Source organism: Maribacter sp. X9, assembly GCF_048537565.1.
Classification (GTDB): Bacteria; Bacteroidota; Bacteroidia; order Flavobacteriales; family Flavobacteriaceae; genus Maribacter.
The window spans coordinates 3,861,288-3,885,050 of sequence record NZ_CP183215.1 but is presented as its reverse complement, the minus strand read 5'-3'; the positions used below and the strand labels follow the sequence as shown (position 1 = coordinate 3,885,050).

Genomic DNA, 23,763 nt, shown 5'->3' with positions numbered 1-23,763 from the left:
CATTAAAATAAGGTTTCTTGAAGCCATAGGTTCTGAAATTTGCCGTTACCATCATAACGTTCTGCCTGGCTTTTGATATTGAACTTGCGGTCCCTAGGGTCGTTGCCCACACCGCTGTTGTACATCCAATTGCCCCAATTGCTATGCACATCATAATCCAACAAGAGGCTTTCAAAATAAGCGGCTCCTATTCGCCAATCTTGTTGTAGTTCCTTTGCCCAGAAACTTGCGACATTTTGACGACCCCTGTTGCTCATCCATCCTGTATTCGCCAATTCCTTCATATTCGCATTGATAAAAGGCTGTTTGGTAGTGCCGTGGATCCACTCCGTTTTGGCGGCGTTGGAAGATTTCCAAACATACTCCTTGTTCAAGATACCACCAATGGAAAATAGTTTTTCACCTTGTTTTAGGGATACATATTTAAAATAATCGCGCCAAATCAATTCAAAGATCAACCAATAGGTATCCTGATTTTTCTTGACCTCTTTTTCAAAACGTTTCACTTCCCAGTAAATGGTTCGGGGCGAGATACTTCCGTTGGCCAACCATGGCGATAGTTTAGAGCTGTAATCCAGACCCACCAGACCATTTCTCGTCTTTTTATAATAAGCCAATTTTTTACTTTCCCAGAAATAATGGTCTATTCTACCCAAGGCCTCGCTTTCTCCTCCAAAAAAAGGAAATGCGCTTCGGGCATCGGTTTCAAAGTCTTCTAGACCAAGGTCTGTCAACGTGGGTATTTGACTGGAATTGGAAACCAGGTTAGCTTTGGGTAGTTTATCTTCAATAGTCGTAAGCTGTCGTACCTCGGTTTGCTTTTCGCATTTCTTTCGAAAGTTGGTGTATACCTGTGGTATAGATGAAAAACTGGGGTAGGGGATATCCTCTGGATGAAATAGGAATTGGTCATAGGTTTCTATAAAGGAGACTGTGGGTTGAACTTTGTTCCTGACGGAATCTAGGACTTGGTTTTCATCTCTTGTCCATTCCTTTTGCAGAAAAACGGTGTTTATATCGTGTTCTTCAATTAATTTGGGTAAAAAGTAATCCGACTTTCCATAGTAAACAAAAAGGGGAATGTTCAATTTTTCCAGCTCGTGCTTCAGTTGGGTGACCGTTTCAATTAGAAATTTGGCCCTGTATTTTTCGGTCCGTTGAAACCCGAAAATATCCTTTTCAAAATAAACGGATTCAAAACAGAAATACGCAATGACATTTTCCCCTGACATTGCCTTAAAAAGTGATGTATTGTCCTGTACCCTTAGGTCGTTCCGAAACCAGATTAAGTTCTTCAAATTTTTACGTTTTAATATTTTAATTCCACTAACCACTAGCCCTATTCCTTCTACATTTTTCACCACAATACTTAACCTCGTCCCAGTTTTTTTCCCATTTTTTACGCCAAGTAAAAGGTCTGCCACAGGTGGCGCAAATTTTTTCTGGAAGATTCTGTTTTTTGTGTGCCACTACAAAGATGTTTTGGGTTCCTCATCCGGTTTGGCATAGGCAAACCTGTCAATCAATATAGGCAGGGCATAACCATCTAGGCCAATGGCGGCAACGGTGTTGGCTTTATCCAATTGCACCCATCCATCCTCGTGCATGATGCTTTCGGGAACATAAATATGTTCAATGGCACCAATAATTAATAGGCAACCGTTCTCTTTAATTTCATATTCGTTCACATAGCGGCAGCCTATCTTAATTTTACTTTGCGACACGTAGGGAGCTTCAAAATCATCCAAATAACATTCGGTAAGCTTTGTTTCTGAAAATTCGGATACATCCAAAGCATAACTGGCCGAGGTATGATGGGCATCCTTTAACATGTCTTTGTGCACCTGGTTGACCGTAAAAAATCCCGTTTCCTTAAAATTGCCATACGTATGCCGGGGAACCGTTAGGGGCCGAAGAATGAAGCCTAAAAGCGGCGGATTACTACCAATATGTACAATGGAATTAAAAATGGCCAGATTGCTAATCCCGTTTTTAGACCGGGTTCCCAAAAGATTGGCAGATTTATACCCGGTACAGCTGTTGATGAGGTGGGCACGATACCGACTGGGTAAATTATTCAGTTCCGTTTTGCTAAAATGTTTCAATGGTTTTATTTTGTTCATTAAAAATACGAATAACCTAAACAATTCTAGTTGGCGGTTTACTAAAACATTAGGTTAGTTTTTGGAGTTACTAGTGAGAATAGGCCATAATTTCCTACTTTTAACGTTCAAAAATTTTGGCGAAAGCCTAAAATATGACCCAAAGCAAAAAAAATATAGCCATCATTGGCTCAGGACTCGTAGGTTCTTTACTTGCCATTTATTTAAAGCGATACGGACATCAGATCACCGTTTTTGATAGAAGACCGGACATTCGTCATATCGAATTTTCCGGCCGTTCCATAAATCTGGCCATGAGCAATCGTGGTTGGAATGCCTTAAGAGCGGTTGGCATCGAGGAGGAAATTAAAAAAATAGCGATACCCTTGGATAAGCGTGCTATGCACGTGGTAGGGAAACCAGAGTATTATCAAAAATACGGTAAGGAAGGAGAAGCCATTTGGTCCATATCGCGAGGTGTACTCAATAAGCGAATGATAGATTTGGCCGAAAAGAACGGGGTCGATTTTCGGTTCGAGGAAAAGGTTTGGGACATCAATCTGCCCGAAGCCAAAGTGTATACCGGAGAAACCGAGAAAGGGGAATGGACAGAATATCCTTTTGACCTCGTTTTTGGCTGTGATGGTGCTTTTTCCAGAGTGCGGCATAAGATGCAACGGCGTAGTCGGTTTGATTACTCTCAGGATTTCATCGATGTGGGTTATAAGGAATTGACCATTCCCGCGAATGCGGATGGAACGCATAAACTGGATAAGCATTCTTTTCATATCTGGCCCAGAGGGAAGTTTATGTTCATTGCCATGCCTAACTTGGACGGAAGTTTCACCTGTACCCTCTTCATGCCGTTTGAAGGCGAAGTTTCCTTTGAAAGTATCAAAACCAAACAGGATGCCATCCATTTTTTCACCACCCATTTCCCAAATGTCAAGAATGATATCGAGAATTTGACCGAAGACTTTTTTAAAAATCCCACCAGCGCCATGGTCACCATGAAATGCTACCCTTGGACCTATTGGGATAAAGTGGCCCTGGTAGGGGATTCCGCCCACGCCGTAGTGCCTTTTTACGGTCAGGGAATGAATGCCGGCTTCGAGGATATTTTTGTGCTTGATCAAATTATGCAGCAGTATGGGGATGATTGGCAAAGCATTTTCGAGGCGTACCAAGAACAACGCAAACCCAATGCGGATGCCATAGCAGAATTAAGTTATCGCAATTTTATGGAAATGAGCAGTAAAACCGCCGATCCCAAATTTCTCTTGCAAAAGAAAATAGAAAAGCATTTTTCAAGTAAACATCCTGATAAATGGATTCCCGCATATAGCCGTGTTACTTTTTCTCAACGTCCCTATGCAGAAGCTTTAGCGGCGGGGGACGCACAGGAGGAAATTATGCGAAAGGTCATGCAATATCCAGATATAGAACATCTATGGGATAGCGACGGGGTAGAGCGATTAATATTAGAGCTTCTATCTTAAGATTTTAGTTGTAAATCTGTATTGTATCTGTTAACGTTCCTAAAAAAGCTTCTAATTGCAATAGCTGTTTATCTGAAATATCTAGAGGCTTTAACTCTTGAACGCCGTACTCAGGTCTAGGCGCATTTCTATAATGTTCTAAAACCTCCGATAAATTTTTGAACCTTCCATCGTGCATGTATGGAGCAGTTTGTTTAACATTTCTAAGAGAGGGCGTTTTAAATGCTGCCATCTTACGTTCTTTTCTGTTTAAATGCATAACATTTTCACATTCATTCCTCGAACAGTCACTATACTCTCCTGTACAATTAAATTCATTGAATTGATAATTTAATAACCCTACGGCCCTACCAAAATCAGGTTCTTTGTTTAGTGTTGATAATCCTGTATTATGAAAATCGTAATTACTGAACAATGGACCGTTATGACATTGAGTACATCTTACTTCTTCACTTAGAAACAATCGTAAACCTTCCCTTTCATCATTTGTAAAAATACGTTCTGTATTCTTCAAATCACTTTTTAAGGATTCTGCGTATTTATCAAATTTCGATCCTTTAAACCTTAAGGTAATTTCAAAGGCTGCAATAGCTTTTCCGATATTCGAAAAACTTTTATTTATTGATTCTGCATTTTGATTTACTCCTTTCTTAAATAGCTTATTATATAAATCGCCGTACACTTCATGACCCAATACATAATTCACTATATCTCCTCTTTTTAAACCCATTTCATTAGGCGCTTCCATAGGAGTAAGGGCTTGGCTCCAAAGATTATCTCGTCTTCCATCCCAATATAACCAAGGGCTATGCTCCAAACTAAGTATGGAAGGAGTATTTCTGGTTAAAGTGTCTATTCCAAAACCTTTTGACAACCCATCTGTGAAATAATTTTCAGGACGATGACAAGTAGCGCATGAAATACCATTTTGTTTACCCCAATCATCTTCAAAAAAAAGTAGTTCTCCAAGTTTAATGGCAATGGTATCTTTAGAAACCGCATTACTTGGATCAGGGATATTAGTGTTTGCTTGATCCAAGGCCATGGAAGTAATCAAAGAGATTTCCCTATCGGTCCAACTAAATTTTTGATTGTTCCAAGAAAAACTTAAAATAATAAAAATAATTATTAGGAATGAAATCAATAATTTTTTCATTACTGTTGGTTTATTCTATAGTTCAAAAGAGTATTCTAGCGATTGCAGTCTTCCATCTATAAATATTAAAAAATTTATAGTCCATGAACCTGGCATATTGAATTTTAATCCTGTTATTTTATAAATTCCTTTTCCCAAGTTAACGACTTTCGGGGTTGAAGGTAATCCATGGCCATGGCTTGGCATACCACCATCAATTTTTATAGATGCGCCGACTACTGGCTTTTCTTTATCCATTCTTTCTAATTTGAATTGCCATTCTACAAATTGATTTATTTTTTTGTCAATTTTAGAGGAATCCAAAATTATTTTATATTCTTCGTTTTTTGATAAAATGACTATCTCCTCATTAGTTGTATTTTTTTGGGAAAAATTTGGTTGGGCAAAAAATAAGGGAAGACTTACATAAGTCAAAATTTTGAGGTGTTTGAAAATGAGTTTCATAGTACAATTATTTAGGTTTTTCTGAATATTTTTTATTGATGAACCTTTGGAGATGAAATCATAATATCGGGCCTAAATCTCTATTTAACAAAGATGATGCCATCAAATAATAGTCTTTATTCAGCCAATTAGATTTAGAGTCCAGTTAGCTTCTTGATATAGAGAATTTAAAAATTAAAACGAACTCGGAGTATTTTTGTTTCATTTTAAATGAATTTGTCTTGATTATAATAGGATAAGGATAAATTCGGTAAGATTTCTACCTTATTTTTTTAAGTCAATACGGGCCTTAGTAATTTAAGTATTCTTTGATTGGTTTTTTCTGTCATCTAATTTCTGCAACTTACTTTTTGAAAATTTATTGTGCAGTTTATCCGATATATTGTAGTTATAACGAAAATTGCTGCATACGGGTTTTTATAAATGCTTTATTTACAATCAGTTAAAACCAACCATTATGAAACTAAATTACTTTTTTCTTTGTCTTTTTTCTCTTTTTTTCCTGAAATTTAATTCTATTAATGCACAAAAGGCCGAATTAGGTGAATGGTCACAAGTGTATGAATGGCCAGCCGCCGCTGTACACATGTCAGTTTTGCCCAATGGAAAGGTTTTAATATGGGATGATACATCCGATGATGGACCGGGGGCATTTGCATATCAAGGTCCTTATCATATGTCGGTTTGGGATCCAATTTCAAACACGCATAATGCTTTGCCTATTTTACAAAGAAATCCATCTAATAAGGACATGTTTTGTGGTCCTCATACTAGTTTTCCCAATGGAAATGTTCTTGCGGCAACAGGAACAATCGGCTATAATGATCCCTTGACTCAAATATATGACTGGAAGACAGATATGTGGGTTCAAACAAGCGATTTGAATAAAGGACGTTACTATCCAAGTGCGACAACCTTGGCAGATGGCACCATTTTAATGACCGGAGGTTATCAGACAGAAGCGGACAATAGTGCTCCCGAAATTTATAAAGATGGTTCATGGGATTTTTTAGAAAATGCGGATTTAGGTTATGGAAATGACCCTCAACTTTTCATCGATAACAGGTCCTATTTTCCTTGGACACAGGTAGCACCAAATGGAAAAGTGTTTTATGCGGGTCCAGAAGAAAAAATGCGCTATTTAAATGTGGAAGGAGAGGGAAGTGTGGAGCAGTTGGCTGATAGAGACACTCATTTTAGGGATTATGGTAGTTATGCCATGTACGATATTGGAAAAATATTAGTTGCTGGTGGAGGAAATTCTCCTAAAGACACCTATAAAATTGATATCAATGGAGGAAGTCCAGTAGTTAATTTCGCTGGAAATATGGCATTTGGTAGACGTCAACAGAATTTAACAATTCTTGCCGATGGCTCTGTTGCAGTGAGTGGTGGTAATTCAGCTGGTGCCGATTATGGGGCAAACAATGCTTTTAACAAAGGAAATCAGTACAGTGACCCATTGGCTACGAACAAAGTGGAAATATGGAATCCCGATACAAATACGTGGACGGTAGGAGCCGAAATGGAGCGAAACAGACAATATCATTCCACCGCAGTTTTATTGCCAGATGGTAGGCTTGTTCATGGTGGGGGAATTTGTGATCCTTGTAAAAATGAAGTTAACGGTGAAATATATTCGCCACCTTACCTATTCAATGGAGATGGAGGTTTAGCAACTAGACCAGTTATTCTGGAAGCACCAGAAGAAGCTGGTTATAAAATGATGTATGATTTAAGGGTAGATGCTGCAGGAACTATTTCTAAGGTTCATTTGATTAAATTAAGTTCCGTTACGCACGCAACCAATTTTGACCAAAGATTGGTGCCCTTGGACTTTAGTGCAAGCGGTACAAAAGTTAGCGTTAATTTTCCCGAGAATTCAAATATTGCACCACCAGGGTATTATATGTTGATTGTAGTGAATAGTCAAGGCACACCGTCCGTTGCAAAAATGGTAAAGCTTTCAAGTGGAAAATATGTTGAGACAGGGGTAAAATCATTTCAATCCTTCAACTTCCCAGAAAAGTTCATTACCCATGATGGTCTTGGAAATATTGTTAAAATAATTACACAGAACAATGATGATTTGGCTGCTGAAAAGGAAAAAAGCAGCTTCAAGATAGTACCTGGATTGGCAGATCCAACTGGTGTTTCTTTCGAGTCTGTAGATATGCCAGGACACTATCTATCGCATTATGGATTTGTTCTGCAACTTAAAGAATATGCACAATCGGCAGAGTTCAAAAATAATTCTACTTTTTACCAAAGGCCGGGTTTAGCGGATAATACAATGGTGTCTTATGAATCAAAAAATTATCCTAACTATTATATTAGGCATCAGGCTTATGAACTTGGAGTAAGGCAGTTCCAAAATAACGACACATTCAAAGGTGATGCTACTTTTAAACCAACTGCGCCCAGACCGGGTCAGAATATGAGACTGGAGTCGCATAATTATCCTAATTTTTATGCTTCGACAGGAGCAACGGAGAATTTAGTTTTGTTAGAAAAGAACAATGGTGTAAAAACCAATTTTACAATCGTACCAGGTTTAGGTGATCCAGCGGGAATTTCTTTTAGGTCGGTTGTTGACCCAAATTCATATTGGTCCATTGAATCTAATCAAATAGTATTAAAGGGGAGCGATACCAGCCCTGTTTTTAACGATAATTCAACATTTTATTTGAAACGTGGCTACGCAGATCCAAATAAGTTTACTTTGGAGTCTAAGTCCAACCCAGGCAGTGTCATTGCGCATTATAACTTTCAATTAACATTGGTGAATTTGGATGATAATTCAGATGATTTTTCCAATGCACAAATGGATGCAACCTGGAATTTTAAGACAGGAAAGAATATTGAGCCAAGTGATTTAGTCGTTGATGTTTCGTCAAATGGTACAAAACTATCTCTTGATGACGGTATAGCAGAAGCTAACGGTATAGAAGAAGAAACAGTTATTGTTCAATTAAAGAGTGCTTCAGGCGACGACATTATTGGAGCAGGTTATAACGTGACATTTTCCGTTACAGGTAACGCAGTACTTTCCAACAATACAGTTCAAACCGATGAAACTGGTTCGGCAAGTATTACTGTAATCAATACCGTTATAGAAACCGTTGAAATATCTGCAACTGTTGATACGGATAATGACAACGGTGTAACACCTGAGGTGGCTATTAAGAATGGTAGTCCTGCGCAAATATCATTTACTTCGGGACCGGCTGACCCCAGCAATGCAAATACTCAGATTATAGTTTCAGGAACTGGAGTAGCGAATGGTGTACCAATTGAAGTTTTGGTTCAATTAGCAGATGCAAATGGAAATTTAGTGATGACTGGTGGGGGCGATGTTATTTTAAGCGCTACTGGTGATGCAGAATTAGGAGCGGTTAAGGACAATGGAGATGGCACCTATACTGCGACAATCAAAAACTTTACAGCAGAATCGGTTACTGTTTCTGCGAGTCTCAATGGAGTCACCTTAACAAATCAAGCGTTCATTGTGTTCGAAACTTGCACGACCGATTGTGACCAAGACAAAGATGGTGTTTTGGACTCTGAAGACCTATGTCCCAATAATGATGATAAATTAGATGAAGATGGAGATAGTATTCCAGATGGCTGCGATATCTGTGCGGGTAGTGATGATAAGCTTGACCTTAACGGGAACAACATTCCTGACGGATGTGAGGGCGATGTGCAGACCTTTGAATCCATTAATTGGGAAAATTACTACATAACCCATCAAGGAATAGAGAATCAAGTTGGTCTTATACTTCAAACAGATGAATCCCTTAAGATTGATAGAGGTGCAGTGAGTTTCAAAATAGTTCCAGGTCTTGGCGATAATACAGCGATATCATTTGAGTCCATAGATAATCCAGGATATTATCTCGCACATTATGGATATGTTCTAAAATTGAGGAGTATTGATGATTTAGTTGGTGGTAAGGAAGAGGACGCAACCTTTTTTCAAGTTCCTGGTCTTGCAGATCCTACCAAGGTTTCGTTTCAGTCAAAGAATTTTCCTAATCGATATATAAGGCATGAGAATTTTCAATTTTTAATAGTGCCCTTTGCCGATACTGAGGTTTATAAAAATGACGCGACCTTTTTACCATCTGGCTATGAAATAGTGGATTGCGTTGACAGTGATAATGATGGGGTTTGTGATACCGATGATGTCTGTGATGGTTTTGACGATACCTTGGATGTGGATGGTGATGGCGTGCCCGATGGATGTGATGTTTGCGAGGGTAGCGACGATACCGTCGATGTGAACGGAAATAATATCCCTGATGGCTGTGAGGCTGATGTACAATTTTTTGAATCCATTAATTGGACTGATTATTATATAAGTCATCAAGGTATAGAGAACCAAGTGGAACTTTTATTGAAATCAGATACGGAGTTTGCGGCCGATAGAGAGCAGTTAAGTTTCAAGATTGTTCCAGGTCTTGGAGACAATAGTGCCATATCCTTTGAGTCCATTGACAATCCTGGGCATTACCTAGCTCATTATGATTATGTTTTAAAGTTGAGAAAGTTAGAGGACATCGCCGTGTTGAATGATGCTACATTCTTTCAAGTTCCTGGTCTGGCTGACCCTACTAAGGTATCGTTCCAATCAAAGAATTTCCCTGATCGATATATTCGACATGAGAACTTTAAATTCTTAATAGTGCCATTTGCTGATACAGATGTTTATAAAGAAGATGTCACGTTCATTCCTGCGAGCTTCAATATCGATTGTTCTGACAGCGATGGGGATGGTATTTGTGATGAGAATGACAAATGTCCCGATTCTGACGACACCCTTGATTTGGACAACGATGGAGTACCTGACGGTTGTGATGTGTGTTCAGGAAGTGATGATACTGTCGACGTCAACGACAACGATATCCCAGATGGTTGTGAGGATGATGTACAGACCTTTGAGTCTATTAATTTGACAGATTATTTCATTACCCATCAGGGTATTGAAAACCAGGTAAAATTGATTCTACACACTGAAGAGGATTTGACCGCCAATAAAGAATCTATTAGTTTTCGGGTAGTTGCCGGTCTGGGAGACGCAAATGGTGTTTCCTTCGAATCCATAGATAATCCAGGATATTATCTGGCGCATTATAACTTTCTTTTAAAGTTGAGAAAGTTAGAGGATATAAACATTTTAGATGACGCCACCTTCCTGAAGGTTCCAGGTCTTGCTGATCCAACTAAAGTATCTTTTGAATCTCCAAATTACCCAGAATATTTTATTAGACATTTTAATTATGAATTTGGTCTAGTGGAAAATGATGGTTCAGTCGCTTTTAAAAACGATGCTACATTCATTTCTAGCAGTTCTGAGTTCAGTATTCCTGTTACAGGTATTTTAATTTCAAACTCTAATTTAGAATTAGAAGTAGGAAAGGATTTTATTTTAACGGTTCAGGTTTTACCTGAAAATGCAACGAATAAACAAGTCGTATGGTCTATAGATGATGATGAAATTGCTGTAGTTGATGCCTTCGGCAAGGTGACAGCAGTATCAGAAGGCGAGGCTATTGTTACAGTTAAAACTGAAGACGGTGATTTTATAGCTTCTTCTACGGTAAACGTGACTGCAACTACCGAGCCCTCTTCGATCGTCTACCGCCTTAACGCCGGCGGGCCCTTGGTGGCCTCGGCGGACGACGGTCCGGACTGGGTTTCCGATGCGGTCAGCGGTGGCGGTACGGGTTCCGGTTTCACGGTGAACACGGGCACGGCGAGCACCCTGAACCAGGGGGTCTCTTACGCCTCCCGTCACCCTTCGCTGCCTGGCTACATCGACGCGGGTCTTTACGGTCAGCTGTTCGCCAGGGAGCGCTACGACGTTGGCGCGGCGCCCGAGATGGCCTATAGCATCCCGCTCGCGGACGGGGAGTACGTTGTGAACCTTTACCTTGGGGACCACTACTCGGAGACCTCTCAGGTGGGCGACCGTGTGTTCGGCATCACGTTGGAGGGGGTACCGGTGCGCACGGGCCTTGACCTGGTGTCGGAGTTCGGGCACCGCCGTGGCGGTATGCTTAGCTATGGTGTTACGGTGAGCGGCGGGTCGCTGGAGGTGGGCTTCTTGCACGGGGCTAAGGAGAACCCCTTGGTGAACGCGATCGAGGTGCTGGGCGGCACCTTCGAGCCCTCGCCCTTGGCGATGGCACCCATAGCCGACCGTTCGGACGTAACGGGCAGCGGTGTGGAGTTCTTCGCGGTTGCCAGTGGCGGTGACCTTTCCGAACAGCTTTCGTACGGTATCGAGGGAGCACCTTCCGGAATAAGCATCGACGCTACGACCGGAAGTATCTCGGGTACGGTCGGCGGTCCCGCAGGGGGGTATACGGTAAGGGTGACGGCCGACCGTACCGGTTCGGTCCAGGTCTCCACGGAGTTCACGTGGAGGGTTACCGAGCCCTCTTCGATCGTCTACCGCCTTAACGCCGGCGGGCCCTTGGTGGCCTCGGCGGACGACGGTCCGGACTGGGTTTCCGATGCGGTCAGCGGTGGCGGTACGGGTTCCGGTTTCACGGTGAACACGGGCACGGCGAGCACCCTGAACCAGGGGGTCTCTTACGCCTCCCGTCACCCTTCGCTGCCTGGCTACATCGACGCGGGTCTTTACGGTCAGCTGTTCGCCAGGGAGCGCTACGACGTTGGCGCGGCGCCCGAGATGGCCTATAGCATCCCGCTCGCGGACGGGGAGTACGTTGTGAACCTTTACCTTGGGGACCACTACTCGGAGACCTCTCAGGTGGGCGACCGTGTGTTCGGCATCACGTTGGAGGGGGTACCGGTGCGCACGGGCCTTGACCTGGTGTCGGAGTTCGGGCACCGCCGTGGCGGTATGCTTAGCTATGGTGTTACGGTGAGCGGCGGGTCGCTGGAGGTGGGCTTCTTGCACGGGGCTAAGGAGAACCCCTTGGTGAACGCGATCGAGGTGCTGGGCGGCACCTTCGAGCCCTCGCCCTTGGCGATGGCACCCATAGCCGACCGTTCGGACGTAACGGGCAGCGGTGTGGAGTTCTTCGCGGTTGCCAGTGGCGGTGACCTTTCCGAACAGCTTTCGTACGGTATCGAGGGAGCACCTTCCGGAATAAGCATCGACGCTACGACCGGAAGTATCTCGGGTACGGTCGGCGGTCCCGCAGGGGGGTATACGGTAAGGGTGACGGCCGACCGTACCGGTTCGGTCCAGGTCTCCACGGAGTTCACGTGGAGGGTTACCGAGCCCTCTTCGATCGTCTACCGCCTTAACGCCGGCGGGCCCTTGGTGGCCTCGGCGGACGACGGTCCGGACTGGGTTTCCGATGCGGTCAGCGGTGGCGGTACGGGTTCCGGTTTCACGGTGAACACGGGCACGGCGAGCACCCTGAACCAGGGGGTCTCTTACGCCTCCCGTCACCCTTCGCTGCCTGGCTACATCGACGCGGGTCTTTACGGTCAGCTGTTCGCCAGGGAGCGCTACGACGTTGGCGCGGCGCCCGAGATGGCCTATAGCATCCCGCTCGCGGACGGGGAGTACGTTGTGAACCTTTACCTTGGGGACCACTACTCGGAGACCTCTCAGGTGGGCGACCGTGTGTTCGGCATCACGTTGGAGGGGGTACCGGTGCGCACGGGCCTTGACCTGGTGTCGGAGTTCGGGCACCGCCGTGGCGGTATGCTTAGCTATGGTGTTACGGTGAGCGGCGGGTCGCTGGAGGTGGGCTTCTTGCACGGGGCTAAGGAGAACCCCTTGGTGAACGCGATCGAGGTGCTGGGGAACATAAGTTCGCCGGCTTCGTCCAAGAACCAAGTGACCGTATCAAAACCGTTGAACAACCTAAAGCTCTACCCCAACCCTGCGCACATAGAGACCACCATGAGCTTCGATATGCCGACAACGGTAGGCACAATACAGGTGTTCGACGTTACCGGTAGGTTGGTCAGAACGATCGAAGGAGGGAAAATCGATGAACGTGGTACACCGGTGAACGTACAGGAGATGCCAGCTGGGATGTATTTCGTGAAGACCACGGATACTTCGGGAACGGAGTTCCAACAGCAGATGCTGATTAAACGGCAATAGAAATCGAATTAACGATAAAATCATAAACAAAAAGGGGACCGTTCGGTACCCTTTTTTATGTCAATTTTTTTTATGTTAAAAAATAATATAATGATCACTCTTCCATGGAATGGTAGACGTTCTGTACGTCGTCGTCCTCTTCCAGTCTTTCAAGGCGTTTCTCGACATCCGAGGCTTCTTCCTTCAAAAGTGACTTGGTTACTTATGGGATTTTTCGAAAATAGACAAATCGATTCCCGCCTATAGCCGTGTAATTTTTTCTCAACGTCCTTATGCAGAAGCTTTAGCGGCCGGAGACGCACAGGAGGAAATTATGCGAAAGGTCATGCAATACCCGGATATTGAAAATCAAAGGGATAGTGCGGAAGTGGAGAAGTTGATGGTGGAATTGGTAGCGTAATCAGTGGTTTGATTTCATTTCAGCCCTTCGCATTGGCATACTGTCAATTAAATTGAAAATGCCCTCGGGTTTTATGGGGTAGGGCTCTTTGGATTTGATGCCTCCATCTTTCCCGATCAAAAGATAACCGGTAAAATTATCGGGAACTTTTTTAGAGGGTTCAATGTTGGTCAACTGAATTTTGGTGTTGTACAATTTTCCGTTATGCTGGAGAAATAAGATTATGTCCCTGTCCTCGAGTTCCCTCTTATATTTTGTAGTCGTTTTTAAAGCAGTTTTTGCATCTTTGAATTCGGTATCGGTATCAGAAAGAATAATGATTCTATTTTTCCAGGTAAAGTCCGATAAACTTTGGGTTTGAGAAAAGGAGGAGTGTGCCATGAGCAGTGTTACGATTATCTTTAAGAATTTCATACCCTGTAATATAAATAAAAAAAGCCACCCTTAAAAGATGGCTTTTTTTATATGATGCTATTCGTTCTATAATTTGGCGAACATTTTTTGCATTTTTTCTTGCTCCTCATCGGCTAAAGTGGGATCCACTAAGATTCTTCCACTGTGCTCATCGGTAATTATTTTTTTACGTGAGGCAATCTCTACCTGCACCTGTGGTGGAATGGTGAAGAATGAACCTCCGGAAGCTCCTCTTTCGATGGGGACAACGGCCAAACCATTCTTAACATTGTTACGGATCCTTGCGTAAGCTTTTACCAAACGATCTTCTATCTTATCTTGATATTTGATGGATTCCTCTAAAAGAGCTCTTTCCTCTTTCTCCGTTTCGGCAAGAATAGCATTCAATTCACTTTTTTTATGCTTCAGGTGCGCTTCACGTTCTCCCAAACGCTCTTTAGTTTCTGCAATGACTTCTTTTTTCTGTTCAATTTGAGCTTTGAACTCCTTAATGTTTTTTTCGGCCAATTGAATTTCCAATTCTTGAAATTCCAATTCTTTACTTATCGAATTGAACTCTCTACTATTACGAACATTCTTTTGTTGTTCGCCGTATTTTTTGATCAGTGCTTTGGCTTCCTCAATAAGATTTTTCTTGGCACCAATTTCAAAATTTATATTTTCTAGATCAGACTTTAATTTGTCCATTCTCGTTTTTAGGCCAAGAACGTCATCTTCAAGATCTTCTACTTCCAAAGGTAGTTCACCACGAACATTCCTTATTTCATCAACCCTAGAATCAATTAATTGCAAATCATATAATGCTCTTAATTTTGCTTCTACACTGGTCTCTTCTTTTTTTGCCATATTAAAAATACTTGATGGGATTTGTTATACTTTCCGATAAACGGATTGCAAAATTAGGAATTTTTTTCGTAAGATAATCAACTAAAAGGTTTTTTGTAAACTGCTCAGTTTCAAAGTGTCCTATATCTGCTATTACAATTTGATTTTCAGCTTCATAAAATTGATGGTATTTGACATCTGCAGTTATGAAAATGTCAGCTCCGGCAGCTTTTGCAGCACCTATCGCAAAGGCACCACTACCGCCTAAAACGGCTACTTTTTGTATAGGTTCACCAAGCAGTTTGGTATGTCTTACTATGGGGGTTTTCATTTTAATTTTCAGCATTTCTAAAAATGAAGTTTCTGGCATACCTTCCACCAATTCACCAATTAAACCCATTCCTATATAAGGGTTTGTGTTATTAAGGGAAGTTATTTCGTAGGCTACCTCTTCATAAGGATGGGTGTTTTTTAACGCTTGGGTGATGCGATTCTCCTTTCCTTTATCAAAAATGCAAGAAACCATTGTCTCATTCTCGGTATGAATTTGGCCAATTTCCCCTACCGTAGGATTCGCTTTCTCATTTGCCTTAAAGGTACCTTTGCCCTCTATGCTGAAACTACAATGCGAATAATTTCCAATGTCACCCCCACCCGCAAGAAACAGGGCATTTTTTAGACTTTCCTCATGTGCGACCGGAACATAGGTAGTTAATTTTCTAAGGGTGTTTTTTTGAGGAATCAAGATGCTAGGGTTCGTAAGCCCTAGAACTTCCCCTATTTTACCATTCACCCCAAAAGGTGTGTTATCCAATGCAGTGTGTATGGCGTAAATGGCAATGTTGTTTTTTATGGCTTTGAGAACTACGCGTTCCACGTAATTTTTACCCGTAATTTTTTTTAAACCGTTAAAAATGATAGGATGAAAACTAATAATAAGATTACAGTTGGTTTCAATCGCCTCGTCGACAACATTCTCCAAGGTATCTAAGGTAACCAGAATTCCGTCGACCTCCGTTGTAGCATTCCCTATTAAAAGGCCCACATTGTCAAAATCTTCGGCATAGGTTAAAGGTGCAAATTCTTCAAGGATATCAGTAACTTCTTTTATGGTCATTTTCAAGGTTTATAAGGTATTCAAAGATAAATTATTATAATTTCGTTCTAATGCAAGTACTTCGAAAACTTCTTTTTCCCATTTCCTTGGTGTATGCCATGGTGGTTTACTTACGTAATCTATTTTATGACTTAGGAATTTTTCCCTCAAAATCTTCTACAACACCAACCATCTGTGTTGGTAATTTGAGTGTTGGGGGGACGGGAAAAACTCCGATGATAGAACTCCTTGTCCGTCTTTTAAAGGAAGACTATAAAATTGCGGTTCTAAGTAGAGGGTACAAACGAAAATCTGAAGGATTTGTATTGGCCCATTCTTCAACTACAGTTCAGGAATTGGGAGATGAACCCTATCAACTGAAATCAAAGTTTCCTACTATTGAAGTTGCTGTAGAGGCCAACCGGCGAAACGGTATAGTGCAATTGGACTATGCTGTTCAACCAGAACTCATTCTGTTAGATGATGCGTACCAACATAGAAAAGTAAATCCGGGTTTTTCCATTCTTTTAACGGCATATGACCAAATCTATAGTGATGATTGGTATCTGCCTACCGGAAACCTTAGAGATAGTAAAGCGGCGGCTAAGAGAGCCCAAATTATCGTCGTCACTAAATGCCCTGAAGACTTGGATGCATCATCAAGGATCGAGATGATCAAACGACTGCATCCTGATGAAAATCAAAAAGTACTATTTAGCTTTTTATCTTATGAACCTAGGTTGAAGGGGGAGGGGATTCCACTTGATATAAGTAGTTTAAAAGATAGGAAAGTGACCTTGGTGACCGGTATTGCTAATCCCGCTCCTTTGGTTGATTATTTGAAGATGAAGGAGCTTAAATTTGAACATTTAAAATTCAGCGACCATCATTTTTTTACCAAAAAAGAATTGGAAACGCTAAAACAAAAGGAGTTCGTCTTAACAACGGAGAAGGATTATGTACGGCTTAAAAATGACTTGGTGGGGCTTTATTATATTGAAATCTCACACCGATTTTTAGAAAACGGACTTGAACTTTTAAGTTCAGAATTACAGGACTTTATGTCAAGGAACTCTTGATTTTCTTATCGAAAATATTCTCCCCTATTTTCTGGTAGAAAACTTCTGGTTTAAATGGTTTGGTGACCACATCATTACATCCAGCCGCATAAAAACTTTCTAAACTATCATCCAAAGAGATTGCGGTCAAAGCTATGATAGGAGTGTCCTGATTGAATTTTCGAATTTCTATAGTTGCTTCTTCTCCACTGATTCCTGGCATGTGAATATCCATCAAAATAGCGTCATATACGTTTTCTTTGGCAAGGGTAATAGCTTCGTGACCATTATTTGCAATATCACTGGTCATTTCCTTTTTTGATAACATCTTTTTGGTAATGACCTGATTGATCTTATTATCCTCGACTATCAATAAGTGTAGACCTTTAAAATCATAATCACGTGGCGTGATTTCAAAGGTTATATCGCCTTCCGGCAAATCGTCCATACTTTTCATTTTTATTTCAAAGAAAAACGAACTGCCTTCACCAAGGTTACTTTCCAATTCAATTTTACTATTGAATAGGCCCAATAAGCTTTTTACGATGGTTAGACCAAGACCGGTACCACCATACTCTCTGTTGATTTGGATAGAACCTTGCTCAAACCCTTCAAAAATACTTTGTTGTTTTTCTTTTGAAATGCCAATGCCATTATCGCTTACCTCAAAATAGATGGTAACGTCATCCTCTATCTTGTTCAATAGTTTTGCAATGACCCTAACTTCACCACCTTTGGTGAACTTAATTGAATTACCGATCAAGTTCATGAAAATTTGCGATAGTTTTAAGGGGTCACTGATCAGTTGACCCGGAATTTCAGGATCATATTCTAAAGTCAGTTTAGTGTTGTTCGTCTTTGCGCTTTGGGTCAAGGAGTTAATCACCTCTTTGATGACTTTTTTAAGGTTGAACTCCATATTTAAGGGTTCTAACTTATTGGCATCTATCTTGTTAATGTGAAGTATATCATTTATGAAGTTAAGCAAATAGTCGCCCGAGAACTTTAAGGCTTTTAAATGTTCTTTTTGGTGCGCTTGGGGTTCTTCTTCTAATAGGAGATGGGTAAGTCCTGTAACGGCGTAAAGTGGTGTTCTCAGTTCATGGCTTACGGTTGAAAGAAAATTGGTTTTAGCTTCCATGGCCTGTACGGCACCATCCCTTGCTATTTGTAATTCTTTGTTTTTAGTCTGTAGTAAATCGTTGGTTTTAAGTTTTATTTGGTTGTTACGATACAGGGTTACGGCTAAAAGAGATATGATTATTAAAAATGCCGAGGTCAAGATAGCCGTTAGTTCAGACCTATTTTGAGATTCTGTAAGTTCTTCAATTTTCTTTTCTTGTCGTGCAATTTCCTCGGTTTTATAATCATCGGTGATTTTATCCGCTGTTTTAACTTCAATTTTATTTTTATCAATTGTAAAAATGGAATCTTTAAGTTGCACTAAATTTTGACTGTTTACTAATGATTTTTGATAAAGCCCCAGTTTTTCATATGTCGTTGATAATAGCCTATTAGCTTCTTTGACTTCTTCCAAAAAGCCATTGTTTTGAGCAAGTGTCAAAGCGTCTTCCCCATTTTTAGCTGATTCAGATAAATTTCCCGTTTTTAAATATAGTTCTGCAAGAGTCAAATAAGCTTGTGTGGCAAGATATTCTTTTTCATAAACATCGGTATTTACTACAAGTGAATTTAAATTTTTGGTAGCACTCTCGTATTTTTCTAAGTTGAGATATACCTTTGCTTCTATCAATAGAAGGTTGTTATAAAAATTACGGTCGTTATTAAGTTGTTTTGCCTCGTTGAGCATAAACAAGGACTGAAAGTTTCGATCACTTCGGTATAACAGAATTGATTCAATGTATTTATGCATTGCGTCACCATAAGGGTAGGCTATGTCTTTTAACAATACACTGGCGCGGTCCCAATAGAACTCAGTATCTCCCTCCTTGTCAAGCTTTAGATAGAGTAGTGCCAGTTCATGTAAACTGTCGATTAATGATTTTAAATCTTCATTTTTTTCAGCTTCATTTGCCGCGGTATTCAAAGTTTCTAAGGCTAGATCTATTTTATTCTGGTTCCTGAATTTTCTTGCTTGGTCAAAATAGGGTTGTAAATCTCCGTGGGGAACAGAATCTTGGCAAAGTACGGACGTTGTTGCTACCAAAAAAAACATTGGTAGCAACAGGAGTAGGTTCGCTCTATGTAAGAATTTTATTTTCAAATATAGTTTTTACGGTTCATAAAGTTGATCAAATCGATAATTCTGCTGCTATACCCGGTTTCGTTGTCATACCAACCTATAATTTTTACCATTTTCCCTATAACTGAGGTCATTAAAGAATCAAACGTACAAGAATAATAACTATTGTTTATATCGATAGAAACTATTGGGTCGTTTGTGAAGCACAGTATATTTTTAAACTCATTTTGTGCAGCCTTTTCAAAAGTATCATTTATTTCTTCAATTGTTGTAGTCCGTTTCACATTTACAGTAATGTCGGTTAAGGAGCCATTTGGCACGGGTACTCGAATGCCGCAACCCCCGATAACGTCGGCAAGTTCAGGAAATATCCTTGTAAGGGCTTTTGCGGCCCCGGTTGTGGTTGGAACAATGGATTGCCCAGCGGCACGAGCTCTTCGTAAATCTCTATGAGGTTGGTCATGTAGGCTTTGATCAGAGGTGTAGGAGTGAATGGTTGTAATATAGGCCTGTTCAATGCCGCAGAGGTCATTGATTACCTTGATCATCGGGGCAGCATTGTTAGTGGTACATGATGCATTGGATATAATAGTATCGGAAGCGTCTAATGTATTTTCGTTAATACCAAACACGATCATTTTTATATCCTCTTCTTCTGGGGGTACCGATAATATGACTTTTTTAGCGCCATTCTTTACGTGCATTGATAACGTTTCACGGTCTTTGAACTTACCGGTACATTCAACAACCAGGTCAACTTTTGAATTTGCCCAATTTATTTTTGAAGGGTGTAACTCATTGGATAATAAAATAGAAATACCATTCACGATAATGGTATGGTCATCATAGTGTATTTCTTGGGGTGAAGTACCGTGAATGCTATCATATTTGAGTAAGTGCGACAATGTTCTGGCATCTGCCAAATCATTGATGGCAACTACATTCAAGTGTTCTTGTTGTTGCAACAGTCGGAAAAGGGTTCTGCCTATTCTTCCAAAACCATTGATACCAATATTAATCTTTTGCATTGGTTTTCTTGGGAATATTATGTGTTAAGGTATGAACGAAAAATCACCTCAAAAAAGGTGTTATTTTAACTTTGATACATTGATGCGAATCAATTTGGATAAGACTAAAGTATATGCTTGTGTGCCTTATATGAGGATCGCACCAATGCACCGCTTTCTACATGTCTAAATCCCATTTCTAGACCTATATCTTCGTATTTTTTAAATTGTTCAGGAGTAATGAATTCTTTAACGGGAAGGTGTTTTTTAGAGGGCTGTAAGTATTGACCAATTGTAACTACGTCAACATTCACCTTTCGGAGATCAGCTAAAGTAGCTATTACTTCGTCTTCCTCTTCTCCTAAACCTAGCATAATGCCAGATTTAGTCCTGTTGATGCCTTGTTCTTTTAAATAAGCAAGCACACCAAGGCTACGTTCGTATTTCGCCTGAATACGTACCTCTCTAGTTAATCTTTTCACCGTTTCCATATTATGGGAAACCACTTCGGGAGCTACGGCAACAATTCTGTCCAAGTGTTTTTCTATTCCTTGAAAATCTGGAATTAATGTTTCTAAAGTAGTTGTAGGATTCATTCTTCGAATCGCCTTAACGGTTTCTGCCCAAATGATTGATCCCATATCCTTTAAGTCATCCCTATCGACCGAAGTTACTACGGCATGTTTAATCCCCATTATTTTTATGGAACGGGCCACTTTTTCCGGTTCTGCCCAATCCACATTTTCTGGTCTACCGGTTTTAACACCGCAAAATCCACAAGATCGGGTGCAAACATTCCCTAAAATCATAAAGGTAGCTGTCCCTTCCCCCCAACATTCGCCCATGTTCGGGCAACTTCCACTAGTACAAATGGTATGTAGGTCGTATTTATCAACCAATCCTCTAAGCTGCGTATATTTCTTGCCGGTAGGCAGTTTTACCCTTAGCCATTTTGGCTTTCCCTTAGGTGGTGCAACGTTTTCTTTTAAGACTGTGGACATGCTTATTTTTTATACAAATATACAAAGTAAAACAGTGTCCTTATAGTAGTTTGTAATTGGATCTTAAAGCGAGGTTTTAGTTAAATTCTGCGATTAGGTACTCTATTTTCGCTCCTTAATAATTTCGGATAGTAATTTTTTAGCCCTCAACAACTTTACTTTAACGTTGTTCATGGGCTCATTAAGTTTTTTAGCTATATCGGCATAGCTTAATTCATTAAAATATCTGAGGTTGATGACCTCTTGATAGTGTGGCTTTAATCTTTTGATATCTTGTAAGAGGTCGGCTAAATTTTGTTCTTGAATCAATTTATCCTCCATTGAGGGCTCTACATCCAATACGGTCGTTACCGCTTCTGAGGTACTTCTAGAATCCAATAAGCTTTTTTTGCGTTTACGTACTAAATCAATATGAATGTTCTTTGAGATTGTGATTAACCAAGTTTTAAAAACATAGGCTTGATCGAATGTATCTATCTTGTCAAAGGCTTTTGAGAAGGTTTGTATGGTAATGTCTTCTGAATCGTTTTCGTTCTCGGTGCGTTTTAATTGAAATCCATAGACATCGTTCCAGAACATATCCAATAAACGACTAAAAGCAATCTGGTTACCCTCTTTCGCTTTTTGTATGGTATGTTCTAAATTGTTTATTTTATTCAATTATAATTTTTGGATGTGAATCTTTACGATTGTAGAATCTTCTTTATTCAGAAACCATTTCTTTTTTGCAATCTTGCTCTGCGGGTAATTTGCCACACATGCCACATGCTTGTCCATCTTGGTTGAGAAAAGGACTTTGGCTTGCACAAGTGCCTGCAAACTTACCATCTTTCTTAGACCAGATCTTAATCGCTATGCCAGCAAATGCAAGTGCTAATAATCCAATAGTTAAAAATATGAGTTTCATACGCTAATTTTATACAAAGATAAAAAATAAAGCCCCAAAATAGGGGCTTTAAGAATACTTTATAAGGTAATTACTAATACGCAATATTCGCGACGATATTATCTAAAGTTGGCAGCTCATTGCCCCCTACAGGTTCAATGGTAATATAGCCGACCGCATTATCGGCATAGGGTAGTGCCATCAATTTTTGCTGGTCACCCGCTTCTTCAATTATACCAAGATTAATCATTTTTCCATTGACCTCGGCCCACATTTGAAAGCACTGACTTTCAGGAATATGTGGTAATTTACTAACATTTATATAAGATAGTTTTTTTACTGGATTTATATAGGCCACGGCCTTTAGGTCCTTGGCTTTTTGATTTCCTTTTACATTGTACTTTTTGGTCTGCGGATTGTTTAGGACAATAAATTGATTTCTAACATCTTCCAATTGTTCTTTCATATTTTCCTCAAGCAATTTTATTTTATTGCTGACCACACTATTTTCCTCTTGAAGACTTTGGTTTTGATTCCAGAAGAAATAGGAGATACCCGCAAACATGATGGCGGTTATACTGGCCGCAATGGCATAACTGAAAAATCTTTTTCTTCCACTGCGTTCAGATTTGATCCTGGCATGAATCTTATCTTTTAATCCTTGGGGAGCTTTAATCGAATGTAATTTTGCAAAAACCTCCAAATTTTCCTGCAATTCATCATAGGTTTCCTGAACCTCGGGGTACATGGCGATATAGCGTTCGCACTGTAGAGTCTCTAACTCTGTGGTGGTTCCTAAAAGATACTTCTCCAATAAATCGGAATCTAGGAATATTTTAATTTTTTCTTTCATAATACAACGTTTAAGATAATGCATACAAGTACAGGACCATAGATTTTACCTAGTTCGCGTAAACCGATTTTTAATCTAGATTTAATGGTTCCTAACGGAATATCTAACTCTTCACTAGCTTCCTGTTGGGTCATTCCTTGAAAGAACAGAGCTTCTAGAACAATTTGGTATTTCTCCTCAATTTTATCTAGATGCTCTCTTACATCCATTAACTCTGGTCTAATACTATCTACACCCAAATTATATACGTTCGAAACGTCTATTTGGATTTCTTTATCAGATTTTGTATTTACACTTCGCAATTTATCTATGGCAGTGTTGCGGGTAATCCTAAAAAGCCATGTAAATAATTTTGCTTTTTTAGGATCGTATGAATCGGCTTTTTTCCAAATCTTCACGAAAGACTCCTGCACTACGTCCTGTGCTAATTCTGGATCGCGTACTACTTTATTGGCAACTCCTAAAAGGGTGTCTGCATAATTATCGTAAAGGAGTGATATGGCTTTCTCATTCCGCTCCTGCAATAATTCAACAATATGCTTTTCTAATAAAGTGCTCATAATTCAATAGAGGGGCATATTTTTTTTAAAATGGACATCCAAGGTGCCATATTGAACCGTATATGCATAAATGCTAAATTATAAAATTGATTGTTAATGATGCGTTATCTGAAAATATAAATAATATAAGTGGACAGCTGGTAACTGCCACTTTGTTTTTG

The 23,763-nt window shown here is 40.4% G+C and carries 18 protein-coding genes and 1 pseudogene; 3 read left to right on the top strand and 16 right to left on the bottom strand.

The window, feature by feature from the left end; genetic code table 11:
* Positions 1 to 2: 2 nt before the first annotated feature.
* The 3 genes from ACNR9Q_RS16605 to ACNR9Q_RS16595 are packed head-to-tail and all read right to left on the bottom strand — an operon-like array spanning position 3 to position 2,123.
* A complete protein-coding gene (locus ACNR9Q_RS16605; RefSeq protein ID WP_419212341.1) occupies positions 3 to 1,298 on the bottom strand; it encodes a DASH family cryptochrome in 1,296 nt (431 codons plus the stop codon).
* Between the two features lie 28 nt (positions 1,299 to 1,326).
* The gene (locus ACNR9Q_RS16600) at positions 1,327 to 1,470 is read right to left on the bottom strand and encodes a DUF2256 domain-containing protein (RefSeq protein WP_419212340.1); all 144 of its coding nucleotides are present in this window, start codon (positions 1,468 to 1,470) and stop codon (positions 1,327 to 1,329) included.
* Positions 1,470 to 2,123 carry a flavin reductase family protein gene (locus ACNR9Q_RS16595; protein ID WP_419212339.1) on the bottom strand — a complete coding sequence of 218 codons (654 nt, stop codon included), beginning with the start codon at positions 2,121 to 2,123 and terminating at the stop codon, positions 1,470 to 1,472. Before ACNR9Q_RS16595 ends, ACNR9Q_RS16600 begins: the two co-directional genes overlap by 1 nt.
* A 134-nt stretch (positions 2,124 to 2,257) precedes the next feature.
* On the opposite strand from ACNR9Q_RS16595, the gene ACNR9Q_RS16590 reads away from it, so the two are divergent.
* The gene (locus ACNR9Q_RS16590; RefSeq protein ID WP_419212338.1) at positions 2,258 to 3,601 is read left to right on the top strand and encodes an FAD-dependent oxidoreductase; all 1,344 of its coding nucleotides are present in this window, start codon (positions 2,258 to 2,260) and stop codon (positions 3,599 to 3,601) included.
* Between the two features lie 4 nt (positions 3,602 to 3,605).
* Here the strand turns inward: ACNR9Q_RS16590 and ACNR9Q_RS16585 are convergent, their stop codons facing one another.
* Together ACNR9Q_RS16585 and ACNR9Q_RS16580 are read right to left on the bottom strand one after the other, a co-directional pair.
* On the bottom strand, positions 3,606 to 4,757 hold the full coding sequence (locus ACNR9Q_RS16585) for a cytochrome-c peroxidase (RefSeq protein ID WP_419212337.1): 1,152 nt from the start codon (positions 4,755 to 4,757) through the stop codon (positions 3,606 to 3,608).
* A 15-nt stretch (positions 4,758 to 4,772) separates the two neighbouring features.
* Positions 4,773 to 5,201, bottom strand: a complete 429-nt coding sequence (locus ACNR9Q_RS16580; RefSeq protein ID WP_419212336.1) for a FixH family protein — start codon at positions 5,199 to 5,201, stop codon at positions 4,773 to 4,775.
* 457 nt (positions 5,202 to 5,658) lie between these two features.
* Between ACNR9Q_RS16580 and ACNR9Q_RS16575 the strand changes: the two genes are divergently transcribed.
* A complete protein-coding gene (locus tag ACNR9Q_RS16575) occupies positions 5,659 to 13,299 on the top strand; it encodes an AbfB domain-containing protein (protein ID WP_419212335.1) in 7,641 nt (2,546 codons plus the stop codon).
* Between the two features lie 94 nt (positions 13,300 to 13,393).
* Here the strand turns inward: ACNR9Q_RS16575 and ACNR9Q_RS16570 are convergent.
* From ACNR9Q_RS16570 to ACNR9Q_RS16555, 4 genes and pseudogenes are all read right to left on the bottom strand, one after another.
* Positions 13,394 to 13,501 (bottom strand): annotated as a pseudogene (locus ACNR9Q_RS16570) (YebC/PmpR family DNA-binding transcriptional regulator); the annotation flags it as partial.
* A gap of 198 nt (positions 13,502 to 13,699) precedes the next feature.
* A complete protein-coding gene (locus tag ACNR9Q_RS16565; RefSeq protein WP_419212334.1) occupies positions 13,700 to 14,113 on the bottom strand; it encodes a DUF4174 domain-containing protein in 414 nt (137 codons plus the stop codon).
* Between the two features lie 66 nt (positions 14,114 to 14,179).
* On the bottom strand, positions 14,180 to 14,959 hold the full coding sequence (locus ACNR9Q_RS16560; protein ID WP_419212333.1) for a zinc ribbon domain-containing protein: 780 nt from the start codon (positions 14,957 to 14,959) through the stop codon (positions 14,180 to 14,182).
* Position 14,960: 1 nt separating this feature from the next.
* Positions 14,961 to 16,055: a Nif3-like dinuclear metal center hexameric protein gene (locus tag ACNR9Q_RS16555; protein WP_419212332.1), complete on the bottom strand. Its 1,095-nt coding sequence runs from the start codon at positions 16,053 to 16,055 to the stop codon at positions 14,961 to 14,963.
* 50 nt (positions 16,056 to 16,105) lie between these two features.
* Here ACNR9Q_RS16555 and lpxK point away from each other — a divergent pair, with 50 nt between their 5' ends.
* Positions 16,106 to 17,113 carry a tetraacyldisaccharide 4'-kinase gene (lpxK, locus tag ACNR9Q_RS16550; protein ID WP_419212331.1) on the top strand — a complete coding sequence of 336 codons (1,008 nt, stop codon included), beginning with the start codon at positions 16,106 to 16,108 and terminating at the stop codon, positions 17,111 to 17,113.
* Here lpxK and ACNR9Q_RS16545 read toward each other — a convergent pair.
* The 7 genes from ACNR9Q_RS16545 to ACNR9Q_RS16515 all read right to left on the bottom strand — a co-directional run bounded on the left by ACNR9Q_RS16545 (position 17,094) and on the right by ACNR9Q_RS16515 (position 23,602).
* Positions 17,094 to 19,268, bottom strand: coding sequence for an ATP-binding protein (locus ACNR9Q_RS16545; protein ID WP_419214295.1), 2,175 nt, complete (start codon positions 19,266 to 19,268; stop codon positions 17,094 to 17,096). The two genes, lpxK and ACNR9Q_RS16545, sit on opposite strands and share 20 nt — an antisense overlap.
* A 44-nt stretch (positions 19,269 to 19,312) precedes the next feature.
* The gene (gene gap, locus ACNR9Q_RS16540; protein ID WP_419212330.1) at positions 19,313 to 20,323 is read right to left on the bottom strand and encodes a type I glyceraldehyde-3-phosphate dehydrogenase; all 1,011 of its coding nucleotides are present in this window, start codon (positions 20,321 to 20,323) and stop codon (positions 19,313 to 19,315) included.
* Positions 20,324 to 20,427: 104 nt separating this feature from the next.
* Positions 20,428 to 21,303, bottom strand: a complete 876-nt coding sequence (gene lipA, locus ACNR9Q_RS16535) for a lipoyl synthase (RefSeq protein WP_419212329.1) — start codon at positions 21,301 to 21,303, stop codon at positions 20,428 to 20,430.
* A 102-nt stretch (positions 21,304 to 21,405) separates the two neighbouring features.
* Complete coding sequence (locus tag ACNR9Q_RS16530; RefSeq protein ID WP_419212328.1) at positions 21,406 to 21,963, bottom strand: RNA polymerase sigma factor; 558 nt, start codon at positions 21,961 to 21,963, stop codon at positions 21,406 to 21,408.
* 43 nt (positions 21,964 to 22,006) lie between these two features.
* Positions 22,007 to 22,210 carry a membrane or secreted protein gene (locus ACNR9Q_RS16525; protein ID WP_419212327.1) on the bottom strand — a complete coding sequence of 68 codons (204 nt, stop codon included), beginning with the start codon at positions 22,208 to 22,210 and terminating at the stop codon, positions 22,007 to 22,009.
* A gap of 73 nt (positions 22,211 to 22,283) precedes the next feature.
* Positions 22,284 to 23,042: an anti-sigma factor domain-containing protein gene (locus ACNR9Q_RS16520; protein ID WP_419212326.1), complete on the bottom strand. Its 759-nt coding sequence runs from the start codon at positions 23,040 to 23,042 to the stop codon at positions 22,284 to 22,286.
* Complete coding sequence (locus tag ACNR9Q_RS16515) at positions 23,039 to 23,602, bottom strand: RNA polymerase sigma factor (protein WP_419212325.1); 564 nt, start codon at positions 23,600 to 23,602, stop codon at positions 23,039 to 23,041. The genes ACNR9Q_RS16520 and ACNR9Q_RS16515 overlap by 4 nt, the downstream gene beginning before the upstream one ends.
* Positions 23,603 to 23,763 lie beyond the last annotated feature (161 nt).

Bases quoted from the DNA above. Each gene is read 5' to 3' on its own strand.
- ACNR9Q_RS16595 (WP_419212339.1), bottom strand. From the start codon at position 2,123: ATGAACAAAATAAAACCATTGAAACATTTTAGCAAAACGGAACTGAAT.
- ACNR9Q_RS16590 (WP_419212338.1), top strand. From the start codon at position 2,258: ATGACCCAAAGCAAAAAAAATATAGCCATCATTGGCTCAGGACTCGTA.
- ACNR9Q_RS16585 (WP_419212337.1), bottom strand. From the start codon at position 4,757: ATGAAAAAATTATTGATTTCATTCCTAATAATTATTTTTATTATTTTA.
- ACNR9Q_RS16580 (WP_419212336.1), bottom strand. From the start codon at position 5,201: ATGAAACTCATTTTCAAACACCTCAAAATTTTGACTTATGTAAGTCTT.
- ACNR9Q_RS16575 (WP_419212335.1), top strand. From the start codon at position 5,659: ATGAAACTAAATTACTTTTTTCTTTGTCTTTTTTCTCTTTTTTTCCTG.
- ACNR9Q_RS16565 (WP_419212334.1), bottom strand. From the start codon at position 14,113: ATGAAATTCTTAAAGATAATCGTAACACTGCTCATGGCACACTCCTCC.
- ACNR9Q_RS16560 (WP_419212333.1), bottom strand. From the start codon at position 14,959: ATGGCAAAAAAAGAAGAGACCAGTGTAGAAGCAAAATTAAGAGCATTA.
- ACNR9Q_RS16555 (WP_419212332.1), bottom strand. From the start codon at position 16,055: ATGACCATAAAAGAAGTTACTGATATCCTTGAAGAATTTGCACCTTTA.
- lpxK (WP_419212331.1), top strand. From the start codon at position 16,106: ATGCAAGTACTTCGAAAACTTCTTTTTCCCATTTCCTTGGTGTATGCC.
- ACNR9Q_RS16545 (WP_419214295.1), bottom strand. From the start codon at position 19,268: ATGTTTTTTTTGGTAGCAACAACGTCCGTACTTTGCCAAGATTCTGTT.
- gap (WP_419212330.1), bottom strand. From the start codon at position 20,323: ATGCAAAAGATTAATATTGGTATCAATGGTTTTGGAAGAATAGGCAGA.
- lipA (WP_419212329.1), bottom strand. From the start codon at position 21,303: ATGTCCACAGTCTTAAAAGAAAACGTTGCACCACCTAAGGGAAAGCCA.
- ACNR9Q_RS16525 (WP_419212327.1), bottom strand. From the start codon at position 22,210: ATGAAACTCATATTTTTAACTATTGGATTATTAGCACTTGCATTTGCT.
- ACNR9Q_RS16520 (WP_419212326.1), bottom strand. From the start codon at position 23,042: ATGAAAGAAAAAATTAAAATATTCCTAGATTCCGATTTATTGGAGAAG.
- ACNR9Q_RS16515 (WP_419212325.1), bottom strand. From the start codon at position 23,602: ATGAGCACTTTATTAGAAAAGCATATTGTTGAATTATTGCAGGAGCGG.